At 38.8% G+C, this 15,416-nt stretch carries 11 protein-coding genes and 1 pseudogene; 4 read left to right on the plus strand and 8 right to left on the minus strand.

Annotated elements, in window-relative coordinates; genetic code table 11:
- Window positions 1-145: 145 nt before the first annotated feature.
- The 3 genes from V5M36_RS15200 to V5M36_RS15210 are packed head-to-tail and all read right to left on the minus strand — an operon-like array spanning window position 146 to window position 4,046.
- Window positions 146-1,720: an aldehyde dehydrogenase (NADP(+)) gene (locus V5M36_RS15200; RefSeq protein WP_338560503.1), complete on the minus strand. Its 1,575-nt coding sequence runs from the start codon at window positions 1,718-1,720 to the stop codon at window positions 146-148.
- Window positions 1,721-1,730: 10 nt separating this feature from the next.
- Window positions 1,731-2,729, minus strand: a complete 999-nt coding sequence (araD1, locus tag V5M36_RS15205) for an AraD1 family protein (RefSeq protein ID WP_338560505.1) — start codon at window positions 2,727-2,729, stop codon at window positions 1,731-1,733.
- 12 nt (window positions 2,730-2,741) lie between these two features.
- Window positions 2,742-4,046: an MFS transporter gene (locus V5M36_RS15210; protein WP_338560508.1), complete on the minus strand. Its 1,305-nt coding sequence runs from the start codon at window positions 4,044-4,046 to the stop codon at window positions 2,742-2,744.
- A 169-nt stretch (window positions 4,047-4,215) separates the two neighbouring features.
- Here V5M36_RS15210 and V5M36_RS15215 point away from each other — a divergent pair, with 169 nt between their 5' ends.
- The 3 genes from V5M36_RS15215 to V5M36_RS15225 all read left to right on the plus strand — a co-directional run bounded on the left by V5M36_RS15215 (window position 4,216) and on the right by V5M36_RS15225 (window position 7,738).
- Entirely contained in the window at window positions 4,216-5,949 is a 1,734-nt protein-coding gene (locus V5M36_RS15215; protein WP_338560511.1) for an IlvD/Edd family dehydratase, read from the plus strand.
- Window positions 5,950-6,029: 80 nt separating this feature from the next.
- Entirely contained in the window at window positions 6,030-6,746 is a 717-nt protein-coding gene (locus V5M36_RS15220; protein WP_338560513.1) for a FadR/GntR family transcriptional regulator, read from the plus strand.
- Between the two features lie 41 nt (window positions 6,747-6,787).
- Window positions 6,788-7,738 (plus strand): NAD(P)-dependent oxidoreductase, encoded by a 951-nt coding sequence (locus tag V5M36_RS15225; protein WP_338560515.1) that lies wholly within the window; start codon window positions 6,788-6,790, stop codon window positions 7,736-7,738.
- A 194-nt stretch (window positions 7,739-7,932) separates the two neighbouring features.
- Here V5M36_RS15225 and V5M36_RS15230 read toward each other — a convergent pair whose 3' ends face one another.
- Together V5M36_RS15230 and V5M36_RS15235 are read right to left on the minus strand one after the other, a co-directional pair.
- Window positions 7,933-9,111, minus strand: coding sequence for a maltoporin (locus tag V5M36_RS15230; protein ID WP_338560517.1), 1,179 nt, complete (start codon window positions 9,109-9,111; stop codon window positions 7,933-7,935).
- Window positions 9,112-9,245: 134 nt separating this feature from the next.
- Window positions 9,246-10,565 (minus strand): MFS transporter, encoded by a 1,320-nt coding sequence (locus V5M36_RS15235; RefSeq protein WP_338560519.1) that lies wholly within the window; start codon window positions 10,563-10,565, stop codon window positions 9,246-9,248.
- A 561-nt stretch (window positions 10,566-11,126) separates the two neighbouring features.
- Here V5M36_RS15235 and V5M36_RS15240 point away from each other — a divergent pair.
- Window positions 11,127-11,822, plus strand: a pseudogene (locus V5M36_RS15240) (IS1 family transposase).
- A 130-nt stretch (window positions 11,823-11,952) separates the two neighbouring features.
- On the opposite strand, the gene V5M36_RS15245 reads toward V5M36_RS15240, so the two are convergent.
- From V5M36_RS15245 to denD, 3 genes are read right to left on the minus strand one after another with little or no spacing between them, the layout of a single operon-like run.
- The gene (locus V5M36_RS15245; RefSeq protein ID WP_338560521.1) at window positions 11,953-12,837 is read right to left on the minus strand and encodes an NAD(P)-dependent oxidoreductase; all 885 of its coding nucleotides are present in this window, start codon (window positions 12,835-12,837) and stop codon (window positions 11,953-11,955) included.
- Complete coding sequence (locus V5M36_RS15250) at window positions 12,837-14,213, minus strand: MFS transporter (RefSeq protein WP_131319431.1); 1,377 nt, start codon at window positions 14,211-14,213, stop codon at window positions 12,837-12,839. The genes V5M36_RS15245 and V5M36_RS15250 overlap by 1 nt, the downstream gene beginning before the upstream one ends.
- 34 nt (window positions 14,214-14,247) lie before the next feature.
- Complete coding sequence (denD, locus tag V5M36_RS15255; protein ID WP_131319429.1) at window positions 14,248-15,219, minus strand: D-erythronate dehydrogenase; 972 nt, start codon at window positions 15,217-15,219, stop codon at window positions 14,248-14,250.
- Window positions 15,220-15,416 lie beyond the last annotated feature (197 nt).

A 15,416-nucleotide genomic window follows, 5' to 3' on the forward strand; every position in this document is an offset into this window, starting at 1 on the left:
CTTTTTCAATCATTAAACGCAAATATTATTTATTTTAGATTATGAAGTTACCATACTTTTTAATATGTTTCCCCCCTAACTTTCATTTCAAAATAAGCCAGTTTGTATAAAAAAGAGACCTATTTCCAGGTCTCTTTTAATATTTTTAGATTGGATTTCGGGTCATTTCACCATTGATCAATCTTAAGAGATTGAGCGGATTCTCATCACGTAATGCTTCTGGTAATAAACTTTGCGGATAGTTTTGATAACATACAGGACGTAGATAACGTTCAATGGCCAATGTGCCAACAGACGTACCACGTGCATCCGACGTTGCCGGATATGGTCCTCCATGAACCATTGCATCACAGACTTCCACACCCGTTGGATAACCGTTTAATAATAACCGTCCTGCTTTTTCTTCCAATATCGGCACTACTGCTGAAAATTCAGTTAAATCGGCTTCATCTGCAATGAGGGATGCCGTCAATTGACCATTCATGCTACTGAGGGCTTGAATCAATTGGGCCTTGTCTTCAACTTCAATTACAATGGTCGTTGGACCAAAGATCTCTTCTTGTAACAATTGATCTGCTGCCAGCAGTAGCTGTACATCTGCTTTAAATAGCTGAGGCTGCGCCTGAGTTCCTTGTTGCTCGTGACCAGCTAAATGCTGAATGCCCTGATGTGCGGTTAGATGTTCGAGACCCGAGGCGTAACTTTTCAATGTCCCTGCATTTAGCATGGTCTGTGCAGGCTTACCATTCATGATATTTGTCAGTGTCTCAATCATCTGGCTATATTCAGCTGATTTAATCCCAATGGTCAAACCGGGGCTAGTACAGAACTGACCACACCCCATTACTACAGAATCAGCCAAGTCCTGAGCAATTTGAGCACCACGGGTTTTAAGCGCGGCAGGCAGCATCAGCATGGGATTGATACTACTCATTTCTGCAAATACAGGAATGGGTTGTGGGCGGGAAGCCGCCATATCACACAATGCTCGACCACCTTTTAATGATCCTGTAAAACCCACGGCTTGAATCAATGGATGTTTGACCAGCGCTGCACCAACCCCATTACCATAGATCATATTGAATACACCTTTGGGCATATTGGTTTTTTCGACGGCCCGTTCAATGGCTTGTGCCACTAAATCTGCCGTTGCCATATGACCACTGTGTGCTTTCACCACCACAGGACAGCCTGCAGCTAAAGCCGAAGCGGTATCACCACCTGCTGTGGAAAAGGCCAATGGGAAGTTGCTTGCACCAAAGACAGCAATGGGACCTACGCCAATTTTAATTTGACGTAAATCTACACGAGGCATCGGTTGACGATCAGGCAATGCGGTATCAATACGTGCACCAAGGAAATCACCACGACGTAACACTTTGGCAAATAAACGCATTTGACCACTGGTTCGACCTCGTTCACCTTGTAGGCGGGCAAGCGGTAGAGCCGTTTCCTGAGAAACAATCTCTAGAAAATCTTGCCCAAGTGCATCTAATTCATCAGCGATTGCTTCAAGAAACTGAGCACGTTGTTCAGGTGACGTGTGACGGTAGTGCTTAAAGGCTTGGCTCGCAACTTCACAGGCCAAATTAACTTCTTGTTCAGTGGCCTGATGGAATTCATAAACCAAAACGTCACCCGTGGTGGCATGAACGCTCTGTAAGATTTCATGTCCCAATGCACTGCGTTGACCCGCAATAAAGTTTTTCCCAATGGTCATAGCCGGTTCCTTAAAGTGTAATAACTGCGCCAATCGGCAATTCAGCATGGGTATGTGCAAGTTTATTTTTCAGAGGATGACCAAATTCTTTCATTTCAATTTCAAATTCATCGCCGACTTGTGCTTGTATTCCATCTGCAAATGACAACGTTGCTGTACCAAAATAATGAACATGCACATCCCCAGGTTTTAAAAATTGCTGATATTTAAAATGGTGATATTCCAAATTACTGAGGCTATGACACATATTATCTTCGCCTGATAAAAATTCTTTTTCCCAAATGACTTCACCATCTCGGCGTAAACGGCTTGTACCGACCAAATGATTTGGAAGTTCACCTGTACGTAACTCTGGTCCATAACTGCAAGCACGTAATTTAGAATGTGCAAGATATAGGTAATTACGACGTTCCATAATATGATCAGAATATTCATTGCCCAAGGCAAAACCAATTCGATACGGTTTTGAATCTGGACCGATCACATATAAACCTGCTATTTCAGGTTCTTCGCCACCATCTTCTGCAAAAGGAGGTAAAGGTAAATCCGTACCGGGACGAACCACGATAGAACCATCCCCTTTATAAAACCATTCAGGTTGCGCGCCGACATTACCTGTAGTAGGTTTACCTTTTTCAACCCCCCATTGGAACATGCGCATGGTATCGGTCACTGATGCAGCATCATTTAAATTTTGTTGATGCATTTTGTCACGCGTAGATGCTGAACCTAAATGGGTTAAACCTGTACCTGATATAAAGCAGTGAGCGGTATCTGGATGATCCAAAGGTGGAAGAACTTTTAATTCTACTAGTAAAGATTGATAGTCATAACTGTCATCGCTATACCCCAGCTGTTGAACTTGTTGTTCCAGACTGAGTTGATTCTGAATCGCCATTAATGCTAAATCCCGAACACTCTCTACGATATTTACACGCTGAACCGTATTCTTTTCCACAATACCAACAGCACGCTGATTATGATTAATTTCAAACTGAATTACATTCATTACAAATTCCTTTTACGCTTGTTCACTTAAATTTAATTTTTGAGATTTGTTTCTTTCTAATTTTGAATAAACGAAGTAAGTCAAAATTAAGCCAAAAACCATAACGATAGAGAGGAAATACAGACCTGCTGCCATATTGCCTGTATATTCTTTTAATAATCCAATACCATACGGCCCAAGATAGCCACCTAAATTGCCGACTGAATTGATTAATGCAATGCCTGCTGCTGCACTTGCCCCAGTTAAAAACCGACCTGGTAAAGTCCAAAAAACAGCCGTTGTGGAAAATAGGCAAAAAGCGACCGCTGACAATGCAGCCAACTGTAAGACAGGTGAGCTTAGCCAAGCACTCAAGAACATGGCACAAGCACCAAAGGCATATAGAAAAGCCAAATGTCCATAACGATCATTTAAACGGTCTGTACTGCGTGGAATAATCAAAAGACCGATAATGCCAAAAACATAAGGAATACTGGACAAAAAGCCCACTTGTAGATCAGTTCCGCCACCAAATTGTTTAATAATGGTTGGAAGCCATAAATTTAAACCGTAAATACTTAAGGTGACTGGAAGGTAATAAAGCGCAAGAGTTAAAACCCGTTTATCTTTTAAAGCCAGTAAAGGATTACCATGCCGTGTTTGGTCGTATTCAGATTCATCTTTAACCAATTCATTTTTCAGCCAGTTTTTTTGCTGATCGGTTAACCATTTCACTTTATTAATATTGTCTGGCAAGTATAAATAGGTGGGTAAGGCAAGAAGAACTGCGGGTAAACCTACAGCAATAAATAGCCACTGCCAGCCATGCATATTCGCCACGCCATCCATACCAAGCAATGCGCCAGCCAATGGGCCTGCAATCATCATCGCAAGGGGCTGAGACAGTACAAACATGCCCATGATTTTTCCACGGTGACGCACTGGATACCATTGGGTAATTAAATATAAAACACCAGGAAAGAAACCTGCTTCAGCTACACCCAACAAGAATCTGAGGGCATAAAAACTTTTAGGGCCTTCAATCAGTGCCATCGCCATGGTGATTAAACCCCATGTCAATAAAATTCGAGTGAACCACTTGCGCGCGCCGAATTTATCCAAAAGTAAATTGCTTGGAACTTCGAATAGAAAATAACCAATAAAAAATAAACCTGCGCCTAATCCATAGGCAGCATCGCCAATCCCAACATCTGCCCCCATATGCAAATGCGCAAAGCCAACTGCCGCACGGTCGATATAGGCAACAAGATAAAGTATGACCAATGCAGGGATCAGCTTATATGTCACCGTCCGTATAACATCCTTTTCGAAATCCATATTCGACTCCACCTTCCATAGATTTATTCTTAAGCATCATGCTAAAGGAAACTTTCTATAAAATAAAATATAGTATTACTATTTAAATTTCAAACTCTTTTAAAAAGAATTTTTTTAGTGTATTTTGCTAAATATTATTTCAATAGTAATACTATATAAGGATATAGAGATGTCAGAAAAGAAACCTTTACGCTCAACCGCTTGGTTTGGAACGACAGATAAAAATGGATTTATGTATCGTAGCTGGATGAAAAACCAAGGGATTCCAGATCATGCATTTGATGGTCGCCCGATTATTGGTATCTGTAATACGTGGTCAGAACTCACACCATGTAATGCCCACTTTCGTAAAATTGCAGAACATGTAAAAAAAGGAATTTTAGAGGCGGGTGGTTATCCTGTCGAATTCCCTGTTTTTTCAAGTGGCGAGTCCAACTTACGTCCTACGGCAATGTTAACGCGTAATTTGGCCAGTATGGATGTCGAAGAAGCTATTCGTGGTAACCCTATGGATGGTGTTGTGTTACTTACCGGTTGCGATAAGACCACCCCAGCTCTATTGATGGGAGCTGCAAGTTGTGACGTTCCTTCAATTGTGGTGACAGGTGGCCCAATGCTGAATGGTAAACATAAAGGCAAAGACATTGGTGCTGGAACTATTGTTTGGCAAATGCATGAAGAATTAAAGGCAGGCAAAATTGATTTAAATGAGTTCCTTTCTGCTGAAGCGGGTATGTCTCGTTCAGCAGGTACGTGTAATACCATGGGCACGGCATCCACAATGGCATGTATGGCTGAAGCCTTAGGTACATCATTACCACATAATGCCGCGATTCCAGCCGTTGACTCACGTCGCTATGTTCTGGCTCATTTGTCGGGTATGCGTATTGTGGATATGGTCAAAGAAGATTTGACTCTTTCTAAAGTCTTAACTAAAGAAGCTTTTGAAAATGCCATTAAAGTGAATGCAGCCATTGGCGGTTCAACTAATGCAGTGATTCATTTAAAGGCCATAGCAGGTCGTATTGGTGTAGATTTAGAATTGGATGATTGGAATCGTGTTGGTCGTGGTATGCCAACAATTGTAGATTTACAACCGTCTGGTCGCTTCTTGATGGAAGAGTTTTATTATAGTGGTGGCTTACCAGCCGTAATTCGTCGTATGGGCGAACATAATTTATTACCACATCCGAATGCATTGACAGTCAATGGTGAAAGTATTTGGGACAATTGTCAAAACTCACCCATTTATAACGATGAAGTCATCCGTCAAATGGATAATCCACTACGTAAAGATGGTGGCATGTGTATCTTACGCGGTAATCTTGCGCCTAAAGGTGCGGTATTAAAACCATCTGCAGCTTCACCAAAATTAATGAAACATCGTGGTCGTGCTGTAGTATTTGAAAATTTTGATGACTATAAAGCACGTATTGCCGATCCAGATCTGGATGTAGATGAAACCTGTATTCTTGTCCTCAAAAATGCTGGGCCAAAAGGTTATCCAGGCATGGCTGAAGTTGGCAATATGGGCTTGCCACCCAAGATTCTTGAAAAAGGCATCACGGATATGGTTCGTATTTCAGATGCCCGTATGAGTGGTACAGCATACGGTACCGTTGTGCTACATGTTGCACCCGAAGCTATGGCCGGTGGTCCATTAGGCGCAGTTCAAAATGGTGACTTTATTGAACTGGATGCTTATGCAGGTAAATTACATTTAGACATCAGCGATGCAGAGTTGCAACACCGTCTGGCAAATTTAGAAGAACCGCCAAAACCAAACTTTATTGGCGGGTATCGTGAGCTTTATGTTAATCATGTGCTTCAAGCGGATGAAGGTTGCGACTTTGACTTTCTTGTAGGCTGTCGCGGCTCTGAAGTTCCACGTCACTCACACTAAGTTACTCAAAATAGATGATCTTGTTAATTTACAGGGTCATCTATACCATACTAAGGTCAAAGAAAATTAATTGCAGAATTATGAGTAACGCCGACTATAAAAACCCTGTTCCGAGTAAAAGCCAGCATGCACTCATTGTTCAACAATTGGGTCTAAAAATCGTTTCAGGTGAAATTCCTGAAAATGAAAAATTACCCTCTGAGGCTGAATTATGCAAGGAATTTCAGGTTAGTCGTCCCGTTTTTCGCGAAGCAATACGAGTCTTAAATGCCAAGGGTTTAACCTATTCTCGGCCACGTATTGGTACAGTAGTTCGACCTAAAGATGAATGGTATTTACTCGATCCGGATGTTTTATTTTGGTTAATTCAATCCACCCCTGAAAATGAATTCTTTAAAACATTGTCTACTGTTCGTCATGTCTTAGAGCCTGAACTCGCCTATATTGCAGCGAGTACCGCAACAGAAGAAGATATACAGAAGATAAAGAATGCCTATGATGGTATGGAAAAAGCCAAAAATGTAGAAGAGTTCATTCAACCTGATATTGACTTCCATTTGGCTATTGCAAAAGCCACACATAATGACCTACTCTCTTATATGTCAAAAATGTTGGTTTTGCCTTTACAGCAATCGATTAAAGTCACCAGCTTACGACCTAATTTACAAAGTTATTCATTACCTCGTCACAAAGCAATTTTAACCGCGATAGAAAATAAAGATCCCCTCTCTGCAAGACATGCATCTTTAGTGCAATTGGATGATACCAAAATGGCTTATAACTTAATTAAAAAATAAGTTTAAGTCTCCTTTTAAATTTTATTTAGATATATAAATTTATGAAAACTTTAAAAATTACATGTGTCGAAAAAGGCGTATTAATTAATAAAGCATTTAGCTTTGATTTTCCGGTGGAATACACTGAGTATGAACAACTGAATCAACAGCAATTTTATGATCAAGTTAAAGATCAAGATGTCATTATTATTAGTGATTTAAAAGTAGATGAGCAAATTCTAGCAAACAACCCGAACCTTAAATTATTGGTATTATGTTCTACCGGCTATGATCATGTAAATGTAGACTTACTTAAATCAAAAAATGTGGAAATTTGTAATATTCGTGGGTATGCAGGTGATGCCGTTGCTGAACATGCTTTTATCTTCATGATAAATCTGATTAAAAACTTTTCGTCTCAACTCAATGCTGTGCAAAGCGGAGCTTGGTCTGAAGGTTCAGTTTCTTTTTACTTAGCATCGCCCATACGTGAATTAAAAAATAAAACTTTAACCATTTTGGGTAAAGGGGAAATTGGTCAAGCCTTAGCCGATAAAGCTCGAGCATTTGGAATGAATGTCATTTTCAGCGAACGTAAAAATGCTGAAAAATGTCGTGAAGGCTATGTTCCTTTTGATCAAGCGATTAAGCAAGCAGATGTACTTTCACTGCATTGTGAGTTAAATGATGAAACTCGTGGCATGATTAATGCTACTGTGCTTAAACAAATGAAAAAAGACAGTATTTTAATTAATGTGGGGCGTGGCGGTTTAATCAATAATCATGATGTTGCTCATGCTTTAGAAAACCATCAAATTGCTGGATTTGGTGCAGATGTTCTAGATCAAGAACCGCCAACTAAAGACCATCTATTACTAAAAACAAATCATCCAAATGTTATGATTACTGCACATATCGCTTGGGCAACGAATGAAGCGCAAGAACGTTTATTTTCTATTTTAGAAAGTAATATCAACCAAAATATCTTAGGTCATAAGCAGAATCTGATTTAGTCTTTCGCTTGAAATTCTTGATATCAAAATACAAAATAAATCAAGTATTAGGGCCTGCTTATCTAAACAATAACCAGGCCTTTTAGTTGGAATATATAAAAAAGTAATATTTTGAATTATGCGTTTGCTTTTACAACTACAGTTGCAACATATTCGTCATATCGATATAAGGTGAAAAAACTACTTAAATTGTATTACCAGAAATATTCGAGTTGTAGGCCAAAGTTTGAGCCCTGATTTTGATTGATAAATTCATTATTACTCAAGTCTCTGATAACTTTCTCTTGATCATTCCAATAGGCATAAGTGTAATATACTCTCAATTCAGGGCGGTCATAAAATCGAGTTCCTTTAGGCGCATAGGTCGGTGCAATGGTCAATTTACTTAATTGACGATTTTCTCCCTTGCTACGAATCTGATCAAAACCAATTTCTGTGGACAGTTTGAAATGATCATTCAACACATAAGCGGTACGACTACCTGCTGAAAACCAATTCACTTTATCTTGATCTTTAAGCTGGGTTTGCTGATACAACACTTGTAGCTGACCATTAAACAACTTGGAGTTTGTTTCCCAATCAATGTAATCAAGAATACGCCATTTTTTACTCTCACGATCAAGCTCTGGATCACCGGTATATCCTAGACCTATCCCTGCCCCAGTTCCATATTGAAGAGTCAATGTATTTTTACCATTCCCAATACCTTGGGTGATATTTTCAATTGTATAAGCTATACCCGTATGTTCAGCATCTACGTAGGACACTCCAAGCTGTAATTCATTGAGCTTATTGAGTTGTATACCTTTAAAAGTAAGATCATGTCGATTTACATACGGCTCTTGATTAACATTATCTTTTCGAGAAAATACATAACTCAGTGAAAATGGTTCTAAATTGAAGCCATCCAGACCAAAGCCTGTGGCACTTTGATTCCAGTAAAACAGGTCTGAAATATGAATATCATGACGGTTATAATATCGTCGACCAACCCACATATTAGCACCATTTAAAAAGCTTATATTTTCCCAATTGACATAAGCTTGACTGAGTCTTGTGGAACCATATTCATCTGAAAATTTTAATGTATGGCTATATTCATTCATGAATTGCCCCATTGCGTTGAGGCTAAGTTTAGATTGATCTGAAAATTCAAACACTTTCTGTGAGAGAAAAAGCTCAGCATATTGTTCGCACTCATTTCCCAAACGATATTTAGATTCAGCACCAGTAAGCTGAAAACATTGTTGACTACTACCGCTTTCTGAATTACCAGTACCCAGTCGTATATATCCATGACTCTCAAGTGACCAGACACTTTGCAATGGTATAAAAACTATCATAGCTGCCATTAAACTGACGATTTTTTTCATTAAAAATCCTTTTTTTTAGACAAATCTTCCCTAGATTAAAGTCAAATTCTTTAATCAAATATTAAAACATTAGATAGCAACTACACACTAATCAGCAGAAATATGTAGTTGAAATAAATCTAATTTTTTGGCGATTAAATAGTTTTTAAATTATCTTTTTTATCCAAATAACCTAAGATAACTTGCAGTAAAACACCTATCAGCGCACATACAGACATCAAAATAAAGCAAAGTGTATAACCTGTTGCATTATGCCAACCGCCAAAGTTAGTCAATAGAGATCCCATTAAAATTGGCGCAATTGCTCCGCCAACATAGAGTGCTACAGTAATGATACTATTTGCTGTCCCCATTGCATCTTGATCCGCATAATCTGATGCAGTTGCATAATAAATGGGCCAAATTGCATTCGCTGAGAAACCGAAAATTAATTGAATAATAATGACTGAAGTAACACCTTGAGTTAAACAGAAACTGAGTATTCCGCCTGCCATCCAAATTCCACAAAGAATTAAGGTTTTACGTCGACCAATTTTGTCTGATAAAGAAGGCCAAAAAATTTGCCCCATGATCCCTGTAATGGTAAATACCGCACTTAAACCAGCAGATTCTGCTAGATTTAAACCGACAATATTGTAGAGGTAGGCTGGAAAAATGGTGAGAAATCCAAGATATACAATGTGTGTAATTAATGTACTTCCTGCAGTAAATAAAATACCGCGAGATTTTAAAGTTTTTTTCAGTAATCCTTTTTGAGCTTGTTTTTTATTTTGATCATCAGATTCAATTTTTAAATTTTCTGTAGGAGCTGTAAATCCACGCTCGATACAAGAATCATGAAATTCATCATAACGCTGTTTAGTTGAATAGATGACCCAAAATGTGAGGACTGGTACAGAAACCATAATGCCTAGATAGAATGCATAGCGCCAATTTTCAGGGCCAAAGTAATAAATGATGGATGCCATAACAACACCACTCAGCATTGCACCTACTGGATAACCTGCATGGTGTGCACCGATAGCAAATCCACGATGCTCTTTCGGCCACCATTCAGCAGTGTTACTAACGCCAATCGGCTCAGCTGCACCACAGCCCATTGACACTAATACTCGTAAGATAACAAATTTGTAGAAAGTATTACTAAAAGACATAATGCCTGATAGTAAAGACAGTAAAGTGAATCCGATAATTAAAGGCCATTGAAAAATTGCACGTTTCCACCCTGGTGCTTTAACATCACAATATGCACTGACAGGAATACTCAATAACGCCAGTGAAACAGTAATTAGAGCAATGGTATATCCCCATTCTGTAGGCGTGAGTGAAAACTCCTCACAGATCATTATGGCGGCACGAAATATCAACTCACGGTCGTATGCAATAACTAGCCAAATTAACCAGCACACAATTAGCGATACCCACGAATGTTGATGTACTTTTTTTAAACTCATCTTATTTCCTTATACCTTTATCCACTTAATGTGAATGAAGTAATCCATTTTGTAATTTCATTTTTAAATATTTTCAGGTTTCTCTAGCGTAGATTTTTTCCATGAAATTAAAGGAAATATAGACTTACATCTTTTTCAATTCCAATTATATTTTCCCACCTCACAATAACTAAATGTTATCAATAAACCGAATCCTGCTTAAATTAAGAAATTAAGAAATTAAGAAATTAAGATCATCTATTTTGAAAGGTATTGATAACGTTGAACCTCAACAAGGCCACAAACTGATCTGACAAGCCTAAAATTTGATTCAACTAGAGCATAAAATTACATATATTTTATGCTGTTACAGGAAAAAACCTTATCAACGATTAGGGTTATCCATATGTTTTTATTTAGATATTACTATTCATATTTAAAAAGATTTAATGATAAAACCTGAGTGAATGAATCGACAAGTGCACACCCCAGCAAAACGATATGATCTAGTTGATTTGGTGGTGTTTAAAAAAGTATGCTGAAAAAAAGCAGGTTGGATTTTGATAAAATAGGGAAATGTGAATAACTCTAGAAATCAAATGTCCAACCTGCCTCAGTGAGAGTATAAAGAAAAATGGCATCAAGGTAGATGGGAAACAAAACTATCAGTGCAAAGACTGTAAACGTCAGTTTATTGGTGACCATGCACTCAGCTATCAAGGGTGTAATTCAGGTATTACTCGTAAAATATTACAGTTAATGGTCAGAGGCAGCGGTATACGAGATATTGCTGAAGTTGAGCGTATCAGTATCGGTAAAGTTTTACGCACTTTAAGTGAATCAACATATCAAATTCAGCCTAAACAAAGTGATTACGAATCTATCGAAGTGGATGAATTCTGAACCTTTGTAGGAAATAAAAATAATAAACAATGGCTTATTTACGCCTACCATCGAGAAACAGGTGAGATTATTGCTTATGTTTGGGGTAAAAGAGATTTAGCTACAGTCCAACTGCTGAAGGCAAAGCTTAAACAATTAGGTGTTCACTACACTCGAATTGCAAGTGATGATTGGGACAGTTTCATCACTGCTTTTAAAAACTGCAAGCAAAGTATTGGTAAGTTTTTTACTGTGGGTATTGAAGGCAATAATTGTAAAATAAGGCATCGAATTAGGCGTGGCTTTAGAAGAAGCTGTAATTTTTCGAAAAAGCTTGAAAACCATTTTAAAGCCTTCGACTTAACCTTCTTTTATATCAATAATGACTTCATTTAATGTCAGCATACTTTTTTAAACACCACCGTTGATTTAAATAAAAATACTGGCTGTTTAAAAGCCAGTAATATAGAAAATGAATAGGTCATTTACCCGTATTTATCTGAGATATTTTGGAAGTTGAACATCTTTAATGTTCGTTCTCTAAATGATTCATTCTTTTCAATTCACGAATCAGAGCAGAATGATCTAAATCACCATCACCTGCATTAACCATATTTTCAAAAAGTTGATCGACCAATTGTGCAACAGGCAAACTCAAGCCTAAACTTTCAGCATACGCCGTGGCTGTGTGGATATCTTTCAATTGCGTTTTTGCAGTGCCACCAGGTTTAAACTGATTTTGCAGCATTCTTTCACCATGCTGCTGTAAAATGGGTGAATCTGCAAAACCACCTGAAAGTGCTTCTCTGACTTTAAAGGGATCGGCCCCACCTTGTTCAGCAAGTAATAAACCTTCACTCACCGTGGCAATCGTACTGGCAACAATCATTTGATTGACCAGTTTTGCCAATTCTCCACAGCCTGCGCCACCGACTAAAACAGGTCGACCCATGGCAGAAAAAATTGATTTTGCCTGTTCAAAGACCGCTTCTTCTCCACCGACCATAATGGCGAGATTGGCATGAATTGCGCCTTTTTCTCCCCCTGACACAGGTGCATCCAAATACTTAAAGCCCAGTGACTGACATTTTTCATTTTGCGCCTTTGCCGTTTCTACCGGAATAGAACTCATAACAATGACTGTAGCGCCTTGTTTTAATTTGGCGACCGCACCTTGGTCTTGAAACAAAACCTCATTGCAGGTCTGTCCATCACTGAGCATACAAATCAGGAACTCCACATCTACGGCAACTTGATTTAACTCCTGGCAAGCTGTGGCACCCAGCTTGACTAAATCACTAAGTTTAGCTGGCGTTCTGTTCCAAACTTGGACTTGATGACCCGCTTTGAGTAGGTTCGCCACCATTGGTGAACCCATAATTCCCGTACCGACAAAGCCAATATTCGCCATTATTTTAACTCCGAGACTATATTCTTATGCAGAACACCTGACTCTTTCTTCAGCGAATCCGACTTTAACTTTGCCAATAAAATTAAACCAAGCCCACCCATTGCAACAAAGCCTGCTATGACCATAAAGGCAACGGTATAATTACCTGTCGTGGTATAAAGATAGCCTGTTAAATAAGGTCCAGTAAAACCACTTAAATTACCCACAGAGTTGATCAGTCCAATCCCTGCAGCAGCACCGACACCTGTTAGGGTTTGACCCGGTAAAGTCCAGAAAATGTTAATGGCACTAAATACACCAATGGCTAAGAAGATAAAGCCCACAATAATTGCCCAAGGTTGATTCACAATCAGTGCAATGGCGATCGCAATTGCGGCCATCAATGCTGCACTTGCACCATGCCAATAACGCTCTTGTTTACGATCAGAACGGCGACTCCATAAGATCATGCCTACTGCAGCAAATGCATAAGGGATAGCCGTTAACATACCATTTTGAATTAAGCTGATTTCCATTCCAAAAGTATTACGAAAGGACTCTAAAACGCTCGGTAAGAAAAAGAACATCGCATTTGAGCCTGAGGTAATACCGAAATAAACCAGTGCCATGATCCAAACCAAGGGATTTTTAAATACCTGTTTAATAACCGCACTTTTACTCAAATTTGCATCAGCAGATTTCGCTTTTTCACTTTCTTCTTTTTCCAAAGTATTCATTAACCATGTGCGCTGCTCACCTGTTAGCCACTGAGCTTCTTTAGGCGTATTGGTTAAATATTTAAGACAAACAATGCCTAGAATAATGGATGGAATGCCTTCTAGAATATACATCAAACGCCAGCCTTCATAACCAATGGTATTGCCCCATTGCATTAATCCTACTGAAACAGGTGCACCAATAATTTGCGCAATTGGCAACCCTAAATAAAACATTGCGAACACACGTGCACGGTAGCGTACAGGAAACCATAATGTAAGATAGAAGATCACACCTGGGAAAAAGCCAGCTTCTGCAATACCTAATAGAAACCGTAAAACAATAAACTGGGTTCCAGTTTGAATAAAACCCATCAATGCAGCAATAATTCCCCAAGTAATCATGATCCGTGCAATCCAAATACGGGCACCGAAACGATGAAGCAAAATATTACTAGGTACTTCTGCAATAAAATACCCCAAGAAAAAAATACCCGCACCCAAACCAAAAATAGTTTGAGTGATTCCTATCGCCTCATTCATATGTAAGGCAGCAAAACCAATATTGGTTCTGTCTAAAAATGCCATTACAAATAAAATAATTAAAAAAGGAATAATTCTTTTTGAAATACGTTTAACGGTCTGCTCTTCCAAAGCAGATATCGGTTTAATATCTTCCATAATATTGTCTCACTTTAGTCAGCTATCTCAGCCATTATTTCTGGGTGTCTTCAATATGAGCCTGAATAATACTTTCAAAATTTTCATCTGCTTTAAATCCGAGCGATTCGGCATATTCTGCTTTGACTTGCACAGGCCAGCTTTGCACAATGCGTTGAATGGTTTTGTCTTCTTGCCATTGCACCAAATCTACTGCGGATTTCCCTGCAACTTTTTCCAATGCGTCCAGCATTTGCTGAACAGTCACGGTTAAACCGGGTAAGGGAATAATTCGATTATCCGCTAATTGATTTGGGGAAAGCGTTGCTGCCTGAATCATTGATTCAACACAACGACGTGGTGAGGTAATAAATACTGGCGTATCTGCTTGAACTGGGCAGATAGCAGATTCGCCTTTTAGCGGTTCACGAATAATCGAACTAAAGAATGTAGATGCTGCTTTATTTGGTTTACCCGGGCGAACAACAATCGTCGGAAGTCGTAATACACGCCCATCAATAAAACCTTTACGTGAATAATCTGATACCAGTAATTCACCTATGGCTTTTTGCATCCCGTATGAAGATTTAGGGGTCACTACAGTTTGATCTGTGACTACGTCTGGTAATTCTCCCCCAAATACCGCACAGCCACTGGCGAAAATAACCCGTGGTTTTGAGCCATGTTTTCTCAAAGCTTCAAGTAAAGTCAGTAGTCCGTATAAATTAACATTCATACCTAAATCAAAATCAGCTTCAGCTGCGGAACTTACGACAGCCGCCAAATGCCAAACCACATCGATATTTTCTGTGATTTTCTCTACTAAACTCTTATCAGTTATGTCGCCAGTAATCACTTGGATTTTAGGGTCTTGCGGAAGCTCTTCACCTGCAAATGCATCAAACAATATAACCTTATCAATCGTTTGAGCAGCTTGACCGTCGAATGAGATTGTACCTAATTCTAAAATTTTAATTGCGATTTGCTTGCCAATAAAACCAGTACCGCCAGTAATCAGGATATTCATGGGTGCTCCTTCCCGCTATTTATTTACTTTGACGAATCCAATCGCCGTTAAAGCCAAATTAAGCAGGAAGATCAATAATTACCAATGAATTATTCCTAAATATCGATAACTTTTTAACATCAATTATTAATTCTATTCAGATTTCTCTAGCGATTTATGATGTATATGATTCATTCGTATACTATTTTTTTATGTGT

The sequence above is a fragment of the Acinetobacter sp. KS-LM10 genome, from assembly GCF_036896575.1.
Classification (GTDB): Bacteria; Pseudomonadota; Gammaproteobacteria; order Pseudomonadales; family Moraxellaceae; genus Acinetobacter; species Acinetobacter avistercoris.